General features: G+C 48.9%; 19 protein-coding genes. 18 read left to right on the top strand and 1 reads right to left on the bottom strand.

Translation table 11 applies throughout. The features are described 5' to 3' along the window. Nucleotides 1–85 precede the first annotated feature (85 nt). The 9 genes from PLA01S_RS01365 (at nt 86) to PLA01S_RS01325 (ending at nt 9,607) form a co-directional block, all read left to right on the top strand. Nucleotides 86–1,633, top strand: coding sequence for a sugar ABC transporter ATP-binding protein (locus tag PLA01S_RS01365; RefSeq protein WP_246059269.1), 1,548 nt, complete (start codon nt 86–88; stop codon nt 1,631–1,633). Further along, complete coding sequence (locus tag PLA01S_RS01360) at nt 1,630–2,625, top strand: ABC transporter permease (RefSeq protein WP_127589709.1); 996 nt, start codon at nt 1,630–1,632, stop codon at nt 2,623–2,625. The genes PLA01S_RS01365 and PLA01S_RS01360 overlap by 4 nt, the downstream gene beginning before the upstream one ends. A gap of 288 nt (nt 2,626–2,913) precedes the next feature. Then, on the top strand, nt 2,914–3,369 hold the full coding sequence (locus PLA01S_RS01355; protein ID WP_127589708.1) for an acyl-CoA thioesterase: 456 nt from the start codon (nt 2,914–2,916) through the stop codon (nt 3,367–3,369). Between the two features lie 50 nt (nt 3,370–3,419). Further along, the gene (locus PLA01S_RS01350) at nt 3,420–4,418 is read left to right on the top strand and encodes a Gfo/Idh/MocA family protein (RefSeq protein WP_127589707.1); all 999 of its coding nucleotides are present in this window, start codon (nt 3,420–3,422) and stop codon (nt 4,416–4,418) included. A gap of 128 nt (nt 4,419–4,546) precedes the next feature. Continuing rightward, nucleotides 4,547–5,623 (top strand): Delta(5) desaturase DesA, encoded by a 1,077-nt coding sequence (gene desA, locus PLA01S_RS01345; RefSeq protein WP_127589706.1) that lies wholly within the window; start codon nt 4,547–4,549, stop codon nt 5,621–5,623. A gap of 92 nt (nt 5,624–5,715) precedes the next feature. Then, entirely contained in the window at nt 5,716–6,849 is a 1,134-nt protein-coding gene (locus PLA01S_RS01340; RefSeq protein WP_127589705.1) for a sensor histidine kinase, read from the top strand. Beyond that, nucleotides 6,846–7,448, top strand: a complete 603-nt coding sequence (locus tag PLA01S_RS01335; RefSeq protein WP_127589704.1) for a response regulator transcription factor — start codon at nt 6,846–6,848, stop codon at nt 7,446–7,448. The genes PLA01S_RS01340 and PLA01S_RS01335 overlap by 4 nt, the downstream gene beginning before the upstream one ends. Nucleotides 7,449–7,816: 368 nt before the next feature. Beyond that, nucleotides 7,817–9,037, top strand: a complete 1,221-nt coding sequence (locus tag PLA01S_RS01330; RefSeq protein ID WP_100540609.1) for a cation:proton antiporter — start codon at nt 7,817–7,819, stop codon at nt 9,035–9,037. 81 nt (nt 9,038–9,118) lie between these two features. After that, the gene (locus tag PLA01S_RS01325; protein ID WP_071221197.1) at nt 9,119–9,607 is read left to right on the top strand and encodes a cation:proton antiporter regulatory subunit; all 489 of its coding nucleotides are present in this window, start codon (nt 9,119–9,121) and stop codon (nt 9,605–9,607) included. Between the two features lie 184 nt (nt 9,608–9,791). Here PLA01S_RS01325 and PLA01S_RS01320 read toward each other — a convergent pair whose 3' ends face one another. Next, complete coding sequence (locus PLA01S_RS01320) at nt 9,792–10,538, bottom strand: class I SAM-dependent methyltransferase (RefSeq protein WP_127589703.1); 747 nt, start codon at nt 10,536–10,538, stop codon at nt 9,792–9,794. A gap of 587 nt (nt 10,539–11,125) precedes the next feature. On the opposite strand from PLA01S_RS01320, the gene PLA01S_RS01315 reads away from it, so the two are divergent. The 9 genes from PLA01S_RS01315 to PLA01S_RS01275 all read left to right on the top strand — a co-directional run bounded on the left by PLA01S_RS01315 (nt 11,126) and on the right by PLA01S_RS01275 (nt 21,485). Further along, nucleotides 11,126–12,310, top strand: coding sequence for an acyltransferase (locus tag PLA01S_RS01315; protein WP_127589702.1), 1,185 nt, complete (start codon nt 11,126–11,128; stop codon nt 12,308–12,310). A 154-nt stretch (nt 12,311–12,464) separates the two neighbouring features. Then, nucleotides 12,465–13,157 (top strand): response regulator transcription factor, encoded by a 693-nt coding sequence (locus PLA01S_RS01310; RefSeq protein ID WP_127589701.1) that lies wholly within the window; start codon nt 12,465–12,467, stop codon nt 13,155–13,157. 21 nt (nt 13,158–13,178) lie between these two features. Further along, nucleotides 13,179–14,396, top strand: a complete 1,218-nt coding sequence (locus PLA01S_RS01305) for a sensor histidine kinase (protein ID WP_127589700.1) — start codon at nt 13,179–13,181, stop codon at nt 14,394–14,396. A 252-nt stretch (nt 14,397–14,648) separates the two neighbouring features. Continuing rightward, on the top strand, nt 14,649–14,969 hold the full coding sequence (locus tag PLA01S_RS01300) for a hypothetical protein (RefSeq protein WP_127589699.1): 321 nt from the start codon (nt 14,649–14,651) through the stop codon (nt 14,967–14,969). A gap of 196 nt (nt 14,970–15,165) precedes the next feature. Next, nucleotides 15,166–17,424 (top strand): outer membrane protein assembly factor BamB family protein, encoded by a 2,259-nt coding sequence (locus PLA01S_RS01295; protein WP_127589698.1) that lies wholly within the window; start codon nt 15,166–15,168, stop codon nt 17,422–17,424. A gap of 56 nt (nt 17,425–17,480) precedes the next feature. After that, nucleotides 17,481–17,822, top strand: a complete 342-nt coding sequence (locus PLA01S_RS01290) for a hypothetical protein (protein ID WP_127589697.1) — start codon at nt 17,481–17,483, stop codon at nt 17,820–17,822. Between the two features lie 189 nt (nt 17,823–18,011). Further along, a complete protein-coding gene (locus PLA01S_RS01285; protein ID WP_127589696.1) occupies nt 18,012–18,563 on the top strand; it encodes a helix-turn-helix transcriptional regulator in 552 nt (183 codons plus the stop codon). Further along, nucleotides 18,544–19,305 carry a CPBP family intramembrane glutamic endopeptidase gene (locus tag PLA01S_RS01280; RefSeq protein WP_127589695.1) on the top strand — a complete coding sequence of 254 codons (762 nt, stop codon included), beginning with the start codon at nt 18,544–18,546 and terminating at the stop codon, nt 19,303–19,305. Before PLA01S_RS01285 ends, PLA01S_RS01280 begins: the two co-directional genes overlap by 20 nt. A 221-nt stretch (nt 19,306–19,526) precedes the next feature. Then, nucleotides 19,527–21,485, top strand: coding sequence for a copper amine oxidase N-terminal domain-containing protein (locus tag PLA01S_RS01275; protein WP_127589694.1), 1,959 nt, complete (start codon nt 19,527–19,529; stop codon nt 21,483–21,485). Nucleotides 21,486–21,490: the final 5 nt, after the last annotated feature.

Genomic DNA, 21,490 nt, shown 5'->3' with positions numbered 1-21,490 from the left:
AGCACTATTCATACAGGCGCTCTTATCGGTCATCGATAGGGGCGCCCTATCCTATTTGAAGGGAAGAATACACTTGCGAAGCGTGATGGAGCCAACAACTGCCGCCTCGACCCACTCGTCGAAAACGGCACCCTTACTTCAAATGAAGCACATATCGATTTCTTTTCCGGGCGTTAAGGCGTTAACCGATGTGGATTTTCAGACGACCGCAGGAACGGCACATGCGTTGATCGGCGCGAATGGCGCAGGGAAATCTACATTGATGAAGATTCTGTCGGGAGCGTACAACCATTACGAGGGCGAGATCTGGATCGATGGGAGCAAAGCGGACATTCGTTCACCGAAGGAAGCGAAGGACCTGGGCATTCAGATCGTCTATCAAGAGGTGGATACGGCGCTCATTCCGAACCTGACGGTCGGAGAGAACATTATGCTTGACCGGACGGTTCACGATATGGGCAAACGGCACTTGGTCCGCTGGAAGGAGCTCCATCGGGAAGCCGAATCGATTCTGGCACGGATGAATATCCGGGTTCCCGGCAAGAAGCTGATTTCGGAGCTGACGCTGGCGGAGAAGCAGATGGTACTGATCGCAAGAGCGGTCTCCAAGCAGTGCCGGATTCTGGTGCTGGACGAACCGACCGCGCCGCTCAGCCACAGCGAGACGGAGCAGCTGTTCAAGCTGGTGCGCAAGTTGAAGCAGGATGGGGTCGGCATTATTTTCATATCGCACCGGCTGCCGGAGCTGTATGAAATCTGCGATGATATTACGATCATGCGGGATGGTCAGCTGGTGAAAAGTGACCGCATTGCGAATATCGATCAGCCAAAAGTGGTGGAGTACATGCTGGGCTCCAAGATGGAGCAGCAGTTTCCCCATATCGAACGAGACATCGGCACCGTCTGGTTCGAGGTGAAGGACATGTTGGACCCAGGCAAAATCAACGGCGTTGACCTGCACATTCGCAAAGGGGAGATCGTCGGTCTGGCCGGACTGGTCGGGGCCGGGAAAACCGAGCTGTGCCGGGCGATATTCGGAGCATCCGACACATCAACCGGCGAGATCACGCTGAAGGGGAAAAAGCTCCGCATCCGCTCGCCGCACGATGCCGTTTCGCATGGCATTGCGCTGGTCCCTGAGGAACGCCGCCGCGAAGGCGTCTTCGTGGAAGAACCGGTATCCGTCAATTTAACGGCTGCGGTGCTGTCCCGTTTTTCCAAGTGGGGATCCTGGCTTAGCTTCGGCAAGGAAAAGCAGGCGGCGAGGGAGATGATCGAGTCGCTCGGGATTAAGACGCCGAATGAGCGAGCCAAGGTGAGAAACCTGTCCGGGGGCAACCAGCAGAAGGTGGCGATCGGCAAGTGGCTGCTGGTTGACGCGGATGTGTATATTTTTGATGAACCGACCAAAGGGGTTGACGTTGGCGCGAAGAGGGACATTTTCCATCTGGTGGCCGAGCTGGCCAAGCGGGGGAAATGCGTGCTGTACGCCTCAAGCGAGCTGTCCGAAATCGTTGGCATCACGAATCGGGTGTATGTGATGTATGACGGCGGCATCACGAAGGAGCTAACAACGCAGTCATCCAACGAAGAGGAAATATTGCTTTATTGCACAGGAGGCGGGTTGACATGAATACAGCAAGACTTGTTAAGGAGAAGCCGGCGGCTCGTTTCGCTTTTGATTTTCTGTATAAATACGGCACGTTGATTACGGTATTCGTACTTATTCTCGTATTCGGGACCGTCGCCGACAACTTTTTGAATACAAGCAACATTATTAACATACTCCGTTCGATCTCGATCGTGACGATCATTGCCGTAGGGCTTACCGTATCGCTGGCCGTTGGCGGCTTTGACCTGTCTGTCGGCTCGACAGCTTCCCTGGCGAACGCGTTGGTCATTTCCATGTTTGTCTGGCACGGGCAAAATATCGGCATCGGCATTGGTCTCACGCTGCTGTTCTGTCTGGTCGTGGGATTGATCAACGCTTTCCTGGTCATCAATTTCAAAATTGACGATATGCTGATGACGTTGGCGACGATGTTTATCTTTCAGGGCGTTGCGCTCACGTATACCCGCGGCGCTACCATTTCCCAGAATATGATCCTGCCGAGCGGAGACTTTGCCACCGGTAAAATTCCGGCGGTGTTTGAGAAGATCGGGCAAGTGCCATGGATCATTATCATTATGGTTGTCGTGGTCCTCGTGGTCCATCTGTTTCTGACCTATACGAAACACGGGCGGTACATGTACATGATCGGGGGCAACCGCGAAGCCGCTGCTTTATCCGGGATACCGGTGAGTAAATACCGACTGATCGCTTATCTGGTCTCCGCTTTGTTTGCCGCCATCGGCGGCATTATCCTCGGGGCTCGGGTTATGACAGCCGAAGTCAACTCCGGCGGACCTTACCTGATGGATGCCGTCGCTGCAACCTTTATCGGATACTCCGTATTCGGAGCCGGCAAGCCGAACGCGCTCGGAACCTTTGTCGGGGCAGTATTGATCGGTATATTGCAAAATGGTCTGATCATGCTGTCCGTGCCGTATTATGCGATGGATATCGTGAAGGGCGCCGTGCTGGCGTTGGCGCTTGCTTTAACTTATTATAAGAAGCGGCATTGATCGCTTAAGCTGCGCTTTTTTTAACCGAGCTTTGTTCCATTCATACTTATCGAGACCATCCCTCCAGTGATCCTGCTCTGGAGTGGGTGGTCTTTTTTTCATGGCTAGCTGCATTCAGGCAACGTATGAGAGAAGCGGATGTCAAGCCTCGTTCAACGGGCGAATCTGGCGGCTTATCCATGATTTGGTTATTTAGTTGACGGACTCAACTTGTATTGACTATCCTTGTAGAAGACCGATTATAATTGTACATACATTTGTCTCTTATAAAGAGAAAGGGGACTCATCATGAAAAAAACAACCTTCATACAACCGGATCCCAAGGCTTGGCTGGACACGTTTCACTTTGAAATTCCGATAAAGATAAGGTACTGCGAAACGGATATGCTGGGTCATGTCAATAACGTCAGTTATTTCATGTATTTTGAGCAGGGACGCATTGAGTATTTCGAGAACTTGGGATTGACCGAGGATCTGTTCAGTGACAAAAAGGTGTCGGTGGTTGCAGATCTGGAGTGCCAGTATCTTGCTCAATTGTATCTGAAGGACCCGCTTAAGCTTCATGTCCGGGTAGCTGAGATCGGACGTTCCTCCATGGACGTTCAGTATGCGATCGTGGTGGACGGCGCCTTAAAAGCGGCCGGGCGTGGAACCATTGTGCTCATCGATACTGCATCAGGCAAGAGCACGCCGATTCCGGATTCGGCACGCGAGCGAATTTCGACGTTTGAAGGATGGATGTAACGAAAAGCGAAAGATCAATCATAATCAGATAAGAAGGGAAGGGATTAGGGATGAACATCCGTTTTGCCGTTATCGGCACAAACTGGATTACCGAGCGGTTTCTCCAAGCCGCTCTGGAGACGGAAGAATTTATTCTTGCTGCCGTATACTCCCGCACGGAAGAGAAGGGCAGGGCTTTCGCGGCCAAGTACGCGGACCCCAAAGTGTACACCGATCTTGTAACGATGCTGCAGGATGACGAGATTGACGCGGTGTACATTGCGAGTCCGAATTCCTATCACGTGGATCAGGCGATATTATGCATGAACCACGGGAAGCATGTTCTTTGCGAGAAGCCGATGGCTTCTAATGCAGTCGAAGTGTCCGCCATGATTGAAGCTGCGAAGAATAACAATGTTTTGCTCATGGAAGCTTTGAAGTCGACGTTGATGCCAAATTTCAGGACCGTCAGGGACAACCTGTACAAGCTGGGTCCGATTCGGCGTTATTTTGCAAGCTATTGCCAATATTCCTCCCGTTATGACGCGTTCAAGCAGGGGACGGTACTGAATGCGTTCAACCCTGAATATTCCAACGGTTCACTCATGGATCTGGGGATTTATTGCCTGTACCCGATGGTCACCCTGTTCGGTAAACCGGACTCCGTCAAAGCCTCCGGCTATATGCTATCCTCCGGGGTTGATGGCGAGGGCAGCCTGTTGTTGTCCTATCCCGAGATGGATGCCGTGATCATGCATTCCAAAATCAGCGATTCCTATGCCCCTGCCGAAATCCAGGGCGAGAACGGCACGATGATCATCGACAAGATCAATCAGCCGTACGATGTGAAGATTCACTACAGAGACGGCACCATTGAGAACGTCACCCAGCTGCAAACCCATGAATCGATGTATTATGAAGCCCGGGAATTTATCGATTTAATCCGGTTCGGCGAACGGGAAAGTCTAATTAATACCCATGCCAACTCACTCATTACGGCCGAAATTATGCAGGAAGCCAGGAGCCAGATCGGACTGCGGTTCCCGGCGGATACCCGCACCGATATATGATATTTGTCATACTCCCGAAATGACGTTTATGACTACGACACGCGTGACATCCTAGCTATAATTAGATTAGACAAGTGCGTGACAGCTTCACAACGTCCTTGCGCTTCATTTCGAGGAGGAAGACAACTATGGCTAAGCCCGATAACAAATTGTCCAGCTTGAAAAAGAACGTTGCCCCTTATGAAGAAATTGACACAAAGGCGAGTATAGGTCAGCTTTTCAATACACTGGTTCCCTTAATCCTGCTATGGTATGCAGCCTATTTAAGTCTATCCGTATCGTACTGGCTTACCATTCCCATAGCTATTATTGCTTCGGGGTTTGTTGTCCGGACGTTTATCATATTCCATGACTGCTGTCACGGATCTTTCTTCAAAAGCCGCAAGGCGAACAAAATTCTCGGCACGATTACAGGCGTTATTACTTTGTGTCCTTACGAACAATGGAAGAACACGCACGCGATTCATCACGCGACGAGCAGCAACCTCGATAAGCGGGGAATCGGCGATATGTGGGTATTGACCGTTGAAGAGTATGGGGCCGCTTCCTTTTGGCAGCGTCTATACTACCGGGTTTACCGTAATCCGATTGTGATGTTTGGACTGGGTCCTATTGCTATTTTTCTGATAACCTACCGTTTTAACCGTAAAGGTGCGAGACGCAAGGAGAAGATCAGTAATTATATAACGAATATTTCGATTGTTGCGCTGTATGCATTGCTGTGCTGGGCGATTGGATGGCAGGCATTCCTGCTCGTTCAAGCTCCTATATTCATGGTATCGGGGATGCTTGGCATTTGGTTGTTCTATGTACAGCATCAATTCGAAGAAACGTACTATGAGCATGATGAAGAGTGGAGTTATATCAATGCAGCCGTAGAAGGCAGCTCTTATTACAAACTTCCGAAGGTCCTGCAATGGATCACAGGCAACATCGGCTTCCATCACGTTCACCATCTTAGCCCGAAGGTTCCTAATTACAACCTGGAGAAGGCGCATGAAGCCGCTCCTCCGCTGCAAAAGGCAACAACGATTACACTGAAGACCAGTTTGAAGTCTATACGTTTCCGTCTGTGGGATGAAGAGAAAAAGGTGTTCGTCACGTTTAGGGAAGCAAAGAAGTCGCTCCGTAAACCGCAGGAATCGGTATTGGCGAAAGCCGAGAAGAGCCTGGCGAGCAGCAGACGCAGAGTGCAGGGCGAGTAATTCCTTGCGGCTACGAGGTTATAATAGGAAAATAAGAATACGCGTTAGGCAGAAATAAGGACGAAGCTTGAACCGACAGAAGGTGGGACTCCATGCAGAAATGGTATCAGATATTTCATAAAAGTACGGGGCTGAGCCCTTATGTATGGGTTGTCTTCTACATCCTTCCGTTCTATTTCATCTTCCGGTCGACCTCTACCTATCAGGTCGTCTTCGGCACTCTGATGATTGTGATGTTCTTTGCCTTCTATGTGCTTTCATTTCTGGCCAAAGGCTGGCTCGTCTACTTCTGGACGAGTCTGCAAATTCTGATATCGATTACGATGTCAGTGGTGTTCGGGTATGTTTATTTCTCGTTGTTCCTTGCATTTTTCATCGGGAACATCAAGAATAAGGCAGGGTTTATCACGCTGTATTCGATCCATCTGGTCACGACCATTATAACGGTCAATTATGGATTGTTAACGCGGAATCCGTTCTTCATCACACAGCTGCCATTTATGCTAGTCAGTGTAGTCGGGGTTATTCTGCTGCCCGTGACCAACTATAACCGGAACAAGAATGATCAGCTGCAGGGTCAGCTGGAGGATGCCAACAAACGGATTTCGGAACTGGTGAAGCTGGAGGAACGTCAGCGGATTGCCCGCGATTTGCATGATACGCTCGGACAAAAGCTGTCTCTCATTGGCCTCAAAAGCGATTTGGCCGGTAAATTGATGACGCAAGATACGGAAAGAGCCCAGGCCGAGATCAACGATGTGCGCCAGACAGCCAGAACCGCACTCCAGGAAGTGCGCGAGATGGTGACGCGGATGCGGGGGACCCGGCTTACGGACGAGATTTTCCGTATTCAGCAAATTCTAAAGGCTGCCCAGATTGAATTAACCTTTGAGGGAACTCTGGAGCCGGAAAATCTGTCGTTAATGAATGAAAATGTGATCAGCATGTGCCTGAAAGAGGCCGTGAATAACATAGTGAAACATAGCAATGCCACGGCTTGTTCCATTGTGATCGAATCCACGGAAACGGATCTGGTTGCAAGGGTGAAGGACAATGGAACAGGGTTCGTGACCGATGCGAGAAACCGCGGAAATGGACTGCGGGGAATGAGAGAGCGGCTTGAATTCGTAAACGGAAGCATGGAGCTCACTTCCGGCGAGGGAACTACGCTGGTCCTTCGTGTACCTAATGTGCTTAGAATGCCGGATAAGGAGGCGGGAATATGATCCGAATTGTCATAGCCGAAGATCAGCGATTGCTGCTTGGAGCCCTGGCCTCACTGCTTGATCTGGAAGAAGATATGCAAGTGGTCGGGACGGCAGGGAACGGGAAGGATGCCGTACAGCTTGTCAAACTTCATAAACCGGATATCTGTATCATGGATATTGAGATGCCGATGATGAACGGACTTGAGGCTGCCGAAGAACTAAAGGGCTATGGCTGCAAGGTGATGATCTTGACGACCTTTGCCCGGCCGGGGTATTTCGAGCGTGCCGTGAAGGCCGGCGCCAATGCCTACCTGCTTAAGGACAGTCCAAGCGAGGAACTGGCTGCATCCATTCGGAGCATTATGGCAGGCAGACGAATATACGCCTCCGAGCTGGTGGATGAAGCGTATTCCGGTGAAGAGAATCCGCTGACGGAGCGGGAAAAGGAAGTGCTGAGCCTGATTGCGGACGGCAAGAATACGAAGGAAATTGCCAATCAGCTGTTTATTACAACGGGTACCGTGCGGAATTATATTTCCGTTATTCTTGATAAGCTTGGTGTCAGCAACCGGATCGAAGCGATCACGCGTTTTAAAGAAAAAGGTTGGTTTAAATAATCATCTGAAAATAGTCGGAAGCCCCGTGGTTGCAGCCACCGGGCTTCTTTTCGTGTGAATAAAGAGAAAGGTGTTAGCCCAGAAGGTCGTTTGGATTCGCGCGATATATGGATTTTTTTACCTGGTATTGTATTCATTATAATGAATAAATATTCAATTTCTTTCGTGTGGTAAAGTATTTGGATATAATTTATATTTTTTGGAAACAATGAAATTGCTAATAAAATTAAGCCTGTATTTCATGGGAATAATTTAGCATCTATAGAGTGTTCAAACAAGAATATTGCCGTTGCTTTGTAAAAGTATGCAATTTAATGTATAATAGAAATGATTGCCAGAAGTCAAATTCGAGGAGGAGGAGGTCTTCTATGGACCATATGATGTTTGAGGTTGGAACTGCTCTGATTCTGGTTGCTATAGCCTCCATAATTGCAGGAAAGCTCAAGTTCTCGATTATACCGTTCTTGATTGTACTCGGGATGCTTGTAGGTCCGCATGCACCAACGATAGGAATTCTAGACTTTAAATTTATTGAGAGCCAGGGAATCATCGATTTTCTGGGGCAAATCGGTATTCTATTCCTGCTCTTTTACCTTGGCCTTGAATTCTCCGTTCAGAAATTAATCAAGTCCGGGCGAAACATCGTGGTAGGCGGAACCGTATATGTCATATTGAACTTTGCTCTGGGCCTGGCTTACGGATTTGTGATCAACATGCCGCTGTACGAGACGTTAATCATTGCAGGGATGCTGTCAGTTTCCTCTACTGCGATTGTGGCGAAAGTACTGGTGGATCTGCGGCGCACCGGTAATGCGGAGACAGAGCTTATTCTCGGCATGATTTTGTTCGATGATATTTTTCTCGCCGTGTTCTTATCGATTATGTCGGGCCTGCTGTTAGGCGGGGCCACATCGGTAGGGGCAACGATCATCTCCGTGTGTATATCCATAGGTTATATGCTGTTGTTCTTTGTTATTGCGAGAAAGGGTCCACCTATACTTAACAAATTGCTGAATATAACGTCCAGCGAAATTTTCATTATCGTTGTTTTCTCATCGATGTTCTTTATTGCTGGATTTTCAGAGACGCTGCACGTAGCCGAAGCGATTGGCGCGCTGCTGTTCGGACTAGCCTTATCCGAGACGGATCATAGCGAACGGATCGAGCAGCTGGTCATTCCTTTTCGTGATTTCTTTGGTGCGATCTTCTTCTTCAGCTTCGGTCTCGGCATCGACCCGACCACGCTGGGGAATGCGTTATGGCTGGCACTTGGTGCTGTGGGACTGACCATTATTGGTAACCTTGTAGCAGGCATGATCGCGGGACGCAAGGCGGGACTATCACATAAGTCGTCGCTTAACATCGGATTGACTATCATGGCACGCGGGGAGTTTACGATAATCGTTGCGAATCTGGGACTCGCTGGCGGACTGTCCGCCGTGCTGAAACCATTCTCGGCGCTTTATGTTCTGATTCTTGCGATCCTCGGGCCTCTTCTAGCCAAGGAATCAAAACGTGTCTACCGTGGAGTGAATAAAATATTCAAATGGAGCGAACCTGTGGAGAAAGTAAAAAAAAGGAAAGTGTAAGGATGCTGGGATGATTTACTTTCTTCCAACTAATCTATATAATCTAGAGATTGAATTAACCCCAGAACGGAGGATTTTCACATGAGTATTATTCGCGAATCTGATCTGCCGGGTATCGGGAAGAAGTTCCTTATTCAGGCGAGATCAGGGGATAAGCTGGTTATTGTTATTCATGACGATGGCCGTAGAGAGCTGTACCATTTTGAAGATGACGATCCTGAGGAGACCATCTCCCAGATTACATTAGAGGATGATGAGGCTAGACAAATCGCCGGCATCATCGGTGGCATGACGTATAAGCCGAAAGCGCTGGAGACAATCGAGGTGACTCTTGAAGACCTGATCATCGAATGGGCACGCATCGAGCCGCATTACAAATGCGTGGGACAATCCATTGCAGGGCTTCAGGTTCGTCAACGTACAGGTGCTAATGTATTAGCGATTGTGAACAAGAAAGAGCAGAAAATCAATCCGGGTCCGGACGACATCCTGACAGCGGGATCGACGCTGGTACTAGCGGGCGAGCGTAAGCAGATCAAGCAGCTGAAAGAATTGCTGGTCAACGGTTAATAGCGCTCCTTGGTCGAAGAGATGATAACCATACCGAAAGCAAGCTCCTCCTTTTGCGAGGGGCTTGCTTTTTTATGTGCTTAGAAACCTCTCTAAAAAAAAGCGCCAAGGTGGCTTCGACCCTTGTGCGCTTTTTCTATTTACCAGCGGAATGCTGCGGGTTATGGATTTCCAGAGGAGCCGGTTATTTCCGGGCCACTATCATAAACCGTGCGGAATTCGTTCGGATTCCACGATCTGTGCGATGGTCTCTGATGAACTGCTGCAGGATGCGAAAATCCGATTCCTCCTGTCCAAACCCGGGGATGATGGGCGTGTGCTTGAGCAGAAAGATGAGATCCTCTTCACGCTCATAGTATTCGACCGCATCGTATTCGGCATATTGGATATCGCGGAACCCGGCAAGCCGAAGTTCCTTCATATATTGATCCTTTAAGGCACCGTCTTTACGGGAGGATTGTCCTCTGCCAAAGGCTTGAGCCAGATTGGCTTTATCACATTCGCGAACCTGCTGTGTCAAAAACACGCCATCCGCTGCTAATACTCTTGCCGCCTCTGATGCACGGAAAGGGGAGTGTCTGCATGAGATCAAATTGAAAAACGCCTCCGGGAATTGAAGCGCCTCTGCATCCATCTGCATAAAGCGTACATTGGAAGCCGATACGTTCCGTTCATTCCGCCGGGCTGTCTCAATCATCGTATGCGAAAGATCGATTCCAACCAGCGATGCTGCTTTGTCAGCGATGGATAACAAGCTTTCTCCGCCGCCCGTTCCGATATCGAGCACAACGTCGGATGGTTGGCATAATTTGCCGACCTGATCGTAAAAATCCCACTTTACACCTTCCGAGATACATCGGACCTGGCTGAAGTCCCAGCCGTTTAAGGCTCCTACGATATCATAAAACTGCTTGTATTCCTGTGAATTCATTTATATTGTCCACCTTCCACATGAGATAAAATGGGATGCTGTAAACAGATTGACCCTCATTCGTTCGAAGCCAAAAGCCGGTAGAGTTCTTTGCTGTAGATCAGGAGACTTGTCCAAAAGGACGGTCGGCTCCCTTCTGTCCGGCAGCTGATTTACGTTTTATAGCAAAAAGCAGCTCTATGGCTACGAGTTATAACTTGGACTTGGCCCGGTCCTCTATGAACCCGAGCCTAGCTACTTCGAATGATACGGATCAAGTGCAACATCCAATTCACCCCAATTCGGAAAAGATTATTTTTAAGAGATAAGAAAGTATAAGCTTCAGAGGCTTACCATCCTTATCTCGCAAGAAAAACTTCCGCTATTCGCGGTCTGTCTTCTGAGAAAGTACGTCGATAGATTTTTTCTTATTGTAAGTCCAAGGATTCTTTATGATCAAGGAGAATTTTATTAGGAGGAAGGACCATAATCTTAAGCAAATGATAAGAATTTGGAAGTATGGCGTTAAGAACTGTCTACTATACTAGATGAATCTGTTTCGCAAGGAACGAGAATAATCGGATTTTAAAAGATGAGAGGGTACTGCCATGAACAAAATAAACGCTTTACCAAGGGAACGTCTTCCCGAGCTGCAATTGGTACGCGCATTCGCCATCATCGGCGTGCTGTCCGTTCACTCCACATCGTATGCCGTATCTGCGATGACGGACTCCAAATATTTTTTTATGTACAATTTCATGAACATCTTCATGAAATACGGAACGCCGACATTTATATTTTTGAGCAGTCTGGTACTCTTCTATAATTACTATGACCGTCCCACAACGAAGAAGCTGATTGGCGGATTTTACAAGAAAAGACTGCTGTATATTATCATTCCGTATACGCTGTTCTCCGTGTTCTACTTCGCACTCCTGCACTATTTATATTATCAGGGCAGGCCGTTCGGCGAGTCGATGGAGAGCTTTGTTCAAAAGCTGTTGACGGGCAAAGCGTATACGCATCTTTATTTCGTATTTATCAGCATTCAGTTTTATGTGCTGTTTCCGCTTGTATTGTGGCTGTTCAAGAGGGTGCCCCAGCTTGCAAAATGGGCGATACCGATTGGACTGGTGATCCAGTGGACGTTTATACTGATGAATAAGTACTATTGGCAGGTACCGAATAAAGGGAGCTGGGCATTGTCCTACATTGCCTATTTCATGCTGGGCGCTTTTATCGGCATCTATTACCCGAAACTGAAGGCCTGGCTTGTCATTAGCCGCGCGAACGCACGGCCTCACCGCATCGCCGCCTGGGTGGTGCTGTGGATCGCATGGGCCGCTGCCGGTCTCGGACATGTGTACATTTATTACAACAGCCGACTGCACGGAACCGGGTATAATTCAACACTGTATGAGCTGCTGTGGAATATGCATACTTACTTTGGGGCGCTTGCCCTGCTCCAGTTCGCCATTTTGTTCTACCGGGCCGGAGTACGTGGATGGACGCCGGCGCTGGAAAGACTGGGGGCCGTATCTTTTGGGATATATCTCATTCATCCGTTCTTTCTGCTCGTCTACCGTGAGTTTCCGCTAACTACGGGGAATTCAATGCTGACCCATCTGTGGTATGCAGGCGGTTTTGCGGCAGCCTTAGGCTGTTCATGGATCGTTGTGGAATTGACGGTTCGATTTATACCAGGCTCATGGGTGATATTCGGTAATATTCCGAAAGCGAAGAGATCGGTTAAGCCAACCGATACGCCGGCTGTGCCGCTTTCCGGTTCATAGTCTGTTACGTTAGCAAACAAGGATGCATACCTGACGAGGGCATGGCCGTGGCGAAGAGAAACCAAAACAGCAGCAACGCACAGTCTACGCATCCATGGTGCAAGACGATTTAAAAGGCGTTATGCTGACTGCCGCTTTTAATCAAGGAGGAGCCATGTCTGGAGTTACGATATTAATGGTTGATGATGAAACCGAAATTTTGAAACTGATGGAGATTTACGTCAGGAATGAGGGCTATACGCTCCTCACCGCATCTCATGGCCTGGAAGCGCTGGAGATTCTAAAAAAACATAAAGTGGATTTGATCATCCTCGATGTCATGATGCCGAAGATGGATGGCATTGAGGCATGCATGAGAATTCGGGAGGAGAACAACACGCCGATCATCATGCTGTCCGCCAAGAGTCAGGAGATTGACAAGATCGCCGGGCTCAGCATCGGCGCGGATGATTATGTGACCAAGCCGTTCAGCCCGCTGGAATTGATCGCTAGAATCAAATCACAGCTCCGCCGATACAAACAGCTGAACAGCAGCTCGGTGAGGGATGAGAACGAAATTCAGATTGATGAGCTGATTATGAATGTCGCTTCCCACCGGGTAACGGTGGCAGGCGTTGAGATTAAGCTGACGCCGCGCGAATTTGCCCTGCTGCATATGCTGGCCATCAATCGCGGACTCGTGCTTAGCATGGACAAGATTTATACCGAGGTGTGGAACGAACCGTTCATGGAATCGAAAAATACGGTCATGGTACATATTCGCAAGCTGCGCGAGAAGATCGAGAAGGATCCGCAGCAGCCGGAATATATTAAGACAGTGTGGGGGATCGGCTACAAAATAGAGTAAACTTAAGCAGAGGTGACTAACTTGAAAGTAATGAAGCTTCATAGCATCCGCCTGAAGATGCTGCTTATGCTGCTTACCAGCATCGGCATCACGGCAGCCCTGCTTATCATACTCTATGCGTTAAGTACGCTGATACTCTCTATTCCGGCAATCAAGCCGCCGCTAGTCTGGATCATTAACAATATTGGCTCGGATCCGGTTATGCTGGTTGCGGGCATCATTCTCTTTTTTGTCAGCTATTATATGAGCACGAAGTGGTTTGTCCTTGATCTGCAGAAGATCCAGACCGGTCTTCAGGACATCACGGCGGGACGATTCGATTCCAGAATCGAGCTCAAATCCCAAGACGAATTAGGCGTCGTCGCTTCCAGCATAAACCGCATGACCGAACAGCTGAACGTTTATCTGGAGGAAATCAGGAACGGGCTTCGCGAGATTGCCAAGGGGAATTTCGACACCGACATCCCGGTTCAGTCAGGCAGCCAGCTGGGTGAGGTGGCTGAGAGCATCAACCAGATGAGCAGGCAGCTTCACCAATCTATTCTGGAGGAGCGTAACGCGGAGAAAACAAAGAATGATCTGATTACGGGAGTTTCCCATGACTTGCGTACGCCCCTTACATCGATACTGGGATTTCTGGAGGTGATCGAGGAAGACCGGTACCAGGATGAAGTGGAGCTGCGATATTATGTGAATATTGCTTATGAGAAAGCGCAAAATCTGAAGAGGCTAATTGATGATTTGTTCGAGTACACACGGATTAATAACGGGCTTCCGCTGGATATCCGGGAGATCGATATGGCTCAGTTCATGAGACAGCTGATCGAGGAATTCGTTCCTGCCCTGGAGAAGTCCGGGATGGAATGCAAGCTTGCGGCAGAGGAAGACCTCGTTATTCGGGCAGACGGCGCCCAGCTCGTCCGGGCTTACGAGAATCTGATAACCAATGCGATTCGTTACGGGGAGTCGGGCAAAAGGATCGACATCGCCGTCCGCAGTGATGGCAATCAGGTGAGCATCAGCTTCACCAACTATGGCGATCCGATTCCCGAGCGGGATTTGCCGTTCATCTTTGACCGCTTCTACCGTGTGGAGGCTTCCCGTTCGAAGCAGACAGGGGGCACCGGCTTGGGATTGGCCATTACGAAGAGCATTGTGGAAGTCCAGGGCGGCGAAATCCGGGTGCGGAGCGATCGGCAGAGGACAATTTTTGAATCTCGCTTTCCTAAAGTCGTATAGTGGCTGCTTCTTCAAGCTTACCGCGCGGTGGTTTTTCTGCCTTTGCATAGCAGCAGAGGATATCCAAGCAAACGCTCCCTCGAAGGGGGCGTTTTTTTATAAGATTCTAAGACGGAAGTCCCCGCCTGCTTCTGTGTGGTCCATATGGAATTGTTCATCTTTATTTAAGCATTCGTTAAGAACTTGGACCATGGATTGATAAGATGTGTTCCTTATACTTTCTTTAGGAACGTACATAAGGAGGCAGTCGGGATGGAATCCATACAACATGTGAAACGGAGCATTAGGATCACGATGGCATGGCCGGCAATCATTGTGATGGTTGGTGTCATATTACTATCGGGATGCGCAGAGCTCAAGATGTCCGTCGAAGATCCGCGGATGGAGAATCGATCCATTGAGGGGACGACAACAGCAATCAATAGAAGCACGTCGATGGCTCCAGCATCCTTTCTCGGGCAGTTATGGGGGGAAATAGCAAACGGAGTGACAAACCGCACCAGAAAAATGACAGGCAGGCAAACGCAGGGCCATATCATATCTGATTCAAACTGGCGAATGAATGTACGATGATGTGTGGAAATGGGCCAATTGAGGACAGCTGCAGAAACCATTTTTAATCGGAACATTTACGTCAATCTATACGATAATAAAGAGATTTAGGATAGGCTCCTTTCCTGGAAGGGAGTTTTTTTGTTTTGATTTTGGAACAGATTGCCTTATAATAGCGTTTACATTATATATGCTTGTATGGGAGAGGATGGTTTCTGTGAGTTTACGCGTATCGATCCGAAAGCGACTATTCATCGGAATAACGGCAGCCGTCTGTATTTCACTTGTTGGGATTCCGGCTCAGCAGACGCAGGAGAGCGCTCGTACCGTATTCGCCGATGCTGCCGGAGCCGGGGGCTTTACATCCGGTCAACGCGTCATGCTTCAGCAAAAGGCAGCTTTTTTCCCTAATGCGCTTAGTAAGAACAGCCATCTGACAAATCTCAAGGTCAGTTATTATGGGGCCAAGGGAGAATCGCTCCGACTTCACTCCGTGAAGGGGGAAATGGCGTTAATCAAATCCGATTCTCGGGGAGACCTGTGGCTCCCGACATGGTATGTTTCCAAGGAAGCTGCCCAAGTGAAACCAATTTCCCCGCTCTCGCTTCAACTGCGCAGCAGCGGCAGTATATATCTTGCTCCCGGAAGCACGGTGAAATGGCCGATATCCCAAACCGGAACGACGCTCATCGCCGTAGCCCAGTGGAAGGACTGGTACGGCGTCATGATTAGTCCTGCCAAGTGGAAGGAAGATTACCGGATCTACCGTCCGGCCATGATGTGGGTACGGGGCAAGGACACGACCGCCAAGAAATCGATGCCTGACGGGCTTCTCGATGGAAATTCGGAAGTAACGACGGATGCGGTACGCAACTTGACGGAGTTTCTTTTCAAGAAAGGCACCCCTTCTTCTTATGTGAAAAAGCTGCTTGGCGAACCGCAGGCGAGGGAGACATCGCGGAATCAGGAGATGAGCTCCAATAAACCGATGATACTCGGGGAGACCTGGAGATATGAGCAGCGGGATGCCCATTATACCGTGACGTTCTCTCCGTCCGGAAAGCTGACGGCCAGCGAATGGGCGATTCCGGGGACCGAATCCTTTGAGCGGAGTTACAGTCCTGGCGATGATTACGAGTTTACCTATCGTTTTGCCGCCGTACCGCCGCTGAAGACTCTAGAAGCCGAGCCCGACTGGCGAAATCAGGGCAATCTGAATTTCACCTTCCTGCTTGAGGCAAACGACGAGGTTTTGCTCCTCAAGGGGGATGATGGCGGATACAGCGGGATGCACGATAACTCTTCCTTGTATGCGATTGACCGGGGCACCGGCAAGAAGCTGTGGCAGGAGGATGCGGGATTTGGCTGGTATACGGCTGTCACGGACAAGGAGCGGGAGCATGTTACCATGTACTCGGCTTATAACCCGAAGGTTAAAGATTATGTAGCCCGTGTGCGGCATATCCGGTTGTCGGATGGACAAGTGTTATGGGAGGTTAAGCCGAAGCATGAATTTGGCCTGACGATGACGGCTGCAGCCGATGCGATTATTCTGGATGAAGCTTTGAATGTGAACGAAATCAAAAGCGTGCTGAGTGTGCTGGATCAGGAAACCGGAAAGCTGCGTTGGAAAAAAACGTTGTCCGGTGAACATCGCCTGTTGAATCAGGGCACGGATGATCCATACGTGCTCATCGAGCAGAACGGACAGCTTACCGCTTACGATCCCGTAACCGGCAAAGCGGCATGGGATATTAAAGTCGGGAAAAAATACATGGACGATCCGTCCCGAGATCCGTATTTCACCGGAGGCTACCGTTACGATCCGGTATCTCCTGCGGATATGACCACAAGATGGATGCTGCTTGGCAAGGAATGGGTTCTGCTCCATACGGAAACCGGCAAGCGCAAAAGCGTGTATCCGGCACGTGAGATGGAACGGTTCGAGGTGCTGAATGAGCGGTATCTATTGGTGCAGCGTGCGCTGAATGGGGAGTATTTCAGCGGGGCTACCGCTTACGAAAGCGTATTGTATGACAGCATGGAAGATAAGGAACTATGGACCGTGAAAGGCAAGGCCGCCCGCGGCGTCATCGAGGGAGAGCGAGTCTATCTTACCTTGAACGGCATTCCGGCAGCTGTAGATAAAGAGAGCGGCAGCATTATATGGAAGATGGAGACTACTTCCAAAGCCAGTGACGATCTGTCCCATCTGGTTGGCAGCAGCTACGGAATCCTGGATTCGTACCTGCTGATAAGTTTGGGAAGCGATCTTGTGGTGTTGAACAAGGAAGACGGCAGAAGCTTGGGCAGATTGCATAACGTGATCACCGGCAACGTCGATTTGCGAGAGGTACATGCCAAAAACGGCGCGCTGAACGTAACGGAGCAGGAAGTGCTCGTCGGTACGGTCAACGGAGCTTTTATTCGTTATGATGCCCGAGTGTTAAAGGAACGCTTGGATGAGCTGTTATAGCTTTTTTCGGTAGAAAACAAAGACCTTAGGGAGACGTCCGCAAGGGAGGAAGACTTATGGGCAAGAGGCTTAAGATAACAGGGATTCCGGTCATCAGCTTATTGTTGATCCTATGTTTTGGCTGCGGCAGCAAGCAGTCGGCCAGTTATGCGTCTCTGGTAAAGTACGATGACCAAGAGTATATCGGAAAACGCATTGAGGGTGCCGAGGCTTTTGCGGACGCAGATTTGACCTTGGCGGGCACGATCCAGAAGCAGCTCGAGCCTGATCAATACCCGGATACGCATTTATCGTCGAACGAGCTGCCGGAAGGCACGGAAATCTATGTAGTCGATGAACATACGTTGGTGGCATTGCAGGAAGGCCGAAGGTTCAAGGTGTTTGAGCGCATGGAGTAAATGTAGGTGAACGATAAGCGTCCCTGGTGTCTGGAAACAGATGCTGGGGGCGTTTTTTTTGGGGGTTGCTTATGATGAAACTAGAAAAACAAAAAAGATGTTAAAAATTCCCTTGACTCCAATTTAAAATAATGTATTATTAATATATCGAACGGATATATCGAATAGATACATTATTGGAATGTGGTGATGATTTTGTTGGAGTACATTCTCCTCGGCATGCTGATGGAAGGAACGATGAGCGGCTATGATCTTAAGAAAACAATCGACAGCACTGTAGGCACATTCTACAAGGCGAGTTACGGCAGTCTTTATCCTGCGCTCAAGAGACTTGCGGACAAGGGCATGGTTACGTTGACCGAAACCGATAACAGTAAGAATAAGAAGCTGTATACACTGCTGCCAAGTGGTCGAATCGCGTTTCTCGAGTGGTTGTCGGGACCGATGCAGTCAGGACGCAATGAGCAACTGATCCGTATTTTCTTTTTTGATTATTTGGATGAAGACCTTCGCCAAAAACGTTTGGCTGAATATCTATTTAAGCTGGATCAGGAAATTCACATGCTGGAAGCAGTACAGAGCGTCGTGGCGGGAGAATTGGCTGATATTGAAAACCCGGAAAATTACTATTATCGGGTATCGGTTCTGGCTTATGGACTGAATCATTTTCAAATGGAGCGGCAATGGTTGAGGGATATTATGGAGAGGAAGGATTTGAACCATGTCAAACCCGAGAACTAAGGCTTCTTTTTCACAAAAAAGACCGATTTTAACTGTAGTCATTATCGAGGTTCTGCTGTTGTTAGCCGTATTTGCAGCCGGAGCCTATGCGACCATCAAGGAATTAAGTTATACTTCGCCCGTTCTGATCTCGTTTATCCCCATCGCTCTGGTGATGATTGCATATTTTACATGGAAGAAGAAGTGGAATGCGCTCGGTTTCCGTAAACTCAGCAGTATTCCAGCCAACGGTTGGGTCTACTATTCTCCCTTGCTCCTTATTCTGATTGTCATCTCGTTCAAAGGAATGCGCGATATCAGTGCTTCGGAAGTCCTGTTCTTTCTCTTCTTTACCCTGCTCGTTGGTTTTGTGGAGGAGAGCATTTATCGGGGATTGATTCTGAGGACGCTGCTGCCAAAAGGCATGAAAACGGCCGTGATCACCTCCAGCATCCTGTTCGCTGTCACGCATGTACTGAACGTCTTATCAGGGCAGGATGCATTCCAAACGATTTTACAGATTGGATATGCTCTGCTAATAGGCGTTGTACTGGCCTTGCTGATGGTGAAGAACAAAAATATTATCCCTCTGATTCTTTTCCACTTCCTTCACAACTTTATCCAGTTTGTAGGTAATGACAATAGTGACGCATTTATCGGATACGATCTGTTCCTTTTGCTGGTGCTGGCCGTTCACTGTGTCTGGCTGTCACTGTCGCTGAGAAGGCCTGCCGTATCAGCCAGCGCAAATCAAGCGAGCTAGTTAATATTCTAACGGTTCAGCATGATCTGTCTTATTTAATTGAACTAAATTTATTGGAACTAAATTTATAAGACAGCCGTATAATGCATCTTCTCGAATGGGATGTATGTCCGGTTGTCTTTTTTATCTAGGCTTCGTTTCTATCGAGTGGTATAATATTCCTGGTTCGATTGCACTAGATTTGAAAGACTTACATTCTGATAAGAGATGAGGTTCATTCCATGTTCAAGAAAATGTTGGTTCTGCTCTTGGCGGTTTGCGTGATGATCCCGACCGCGGCCGGGGCAGCATATGGCCAGCCGGATAAGGCAAGCTCGAAGATTGCAATGCTATTGCCGGATGGCACACCCTTGATGAAGGATGGCACAGTCTGGATTACGTACAGCCGCCTTCCCATCAACCGAATCCCGATTCCGATGGGTGGAGATCTGAAGTTCATCGCGGGCTCCAGCGGATACGGATTCGGCGTCAATAACGCGGGCGGACTGGTCATGTGGGGGGAATCGGGATATCAGGCTGTAGCGGGTGCGAATCATGTGAAACAGGTTGGACAAGGTTACTGGTTGACCTCTGACGGCATCGTTCATCGCATGGTTGACTCCAAGCCTCAAGCGGTAAAAGGCTTTGAGGGAATATCCGTTTTTGACGAGAATAAAGGAATTATCGGCGGCGTTACCCAGTCGGGGACAATCTTATACCACAATAGTGCCTATACACCGGAGCCTGTGACTCTGGGTCAAGCAGCGGACGTGAACGCGATCCGCAAAATCAAGGTTGCCGGCGATTACGCCGCTATTCTATACAATGATGGAAGACTTGTGCTGTTCAGTACACTTCGTATCAACGGCAGCACGACTTACCTGTCCCAAAACTTGATTAGCGACGGGGCTGACATTTCTTTTGGTAAAGAACAGAAACTGATTTTCGTCAAAAAAGACGGAACGGTGTGGAATGCCAGATTGGATGTGTTCTCGCAAACATTTGAAACGAGCCCGTTGAACGGAATCAGCGGAGTTCAAGAGATCGTGGGAATTGAAGGTTCCAAAAGCTTTTTTGCGCGGTTATCGGATGGTACTTGGACGGAGTATGATCATGGACAGCTATACGATGTGACGGTACCGAGCATTACCGCTGTCACTTTAAAGGTATCGAACAGCAAGCCGAAGGTGGGGAGTTCCATCACGCCAACGGTCGAATTTCAGTACGGCAGTGGAGAGAAGCACAAGATTCCGGCGAATATGATCGCTTTGTCCATAGATAAGCCGCATTTAATCAAGGCAACAGATAAAGGCACATACAAAATTATGGGTGTGGGCGAAGCCACGCTGACGGTGGAAGTTGCAGGCAAGAAGCAATCGGTGAAAATCGTTTCAGGACTTGGCAAGCCGCTGGAGAATGCCAAGCAGGAGAAGGGGGTCACCTACCTGCCGTTGAAGCCGGTATTCCAAGCCATGGGAGGTTCGGTTCAATATCAGGCTTCTTCCAAAACCTTTGACATTACCGTAGGAGAAACCAAGCTTTCCGTTAAGGCAGGAAGCAAGCAGGCGAAGATCAACGGCAAAACCGTGAATATGAAAGGCGCTCCAATCCAGCACAAGGGGGAGACGCTTGTATCTGCCGATCTGTTGACCTCAGCACTGGGTGCCAAACTCAAGTGGGACGCATCCAAGCAGCAAATGACTGTGACGCTGGGTGCGGCACAATTCATTGTAAAGGGCGAGCCGAAGAAAGCAACGAGCAGCGGCAACACCGGAAACTCCGGGAAAAGCAAAATGTCATCGGTCCCTGCGACCGGAAGCATGGCTGGTTGGAGACTGCTAAAAGGCCATGAATATGAAAAATCCTTGCGCATTTATTACCAATACAAGAATGGCATTCTGTCCACCAAAACGGAAGATATCCGCAAAGTGGATTTGAATAAAAAAGTGACTTGGACGGATGATTACGGTCGGAAGCATACCAATACCGTCCGTGAAATCTACTCCTTGTTCACCCTTTCGAATGAATATACCTCTGAATGGCTTCATAAGAAATTCGGTAAGCTTTATGAGGATTGGCTGCTAAGCTCCTTGGTAGATGCTGCTCGTATTGTTGAGCAATATTTGCAAGAGACCGGTCAGATGCCGAGTTATGCGCCCAATGTCACCCTAACGCCGGATGCGGTATTTGAATACGAGTAAGTGCA

The sequence above is a fragment of the Paenibacillus lautus NBRC 15380 genome (assembly GCF_004000945.1).
GTDB lineage: Bacteria > Bacillota > Bacilli > Paenibacillales > Paenibacillaceae > Paenibacillus_AQ > Paenibacillus_AQ lautus.
This window is presented reverse-complemented; position numbering and strand designations above follow the sequence as displayed.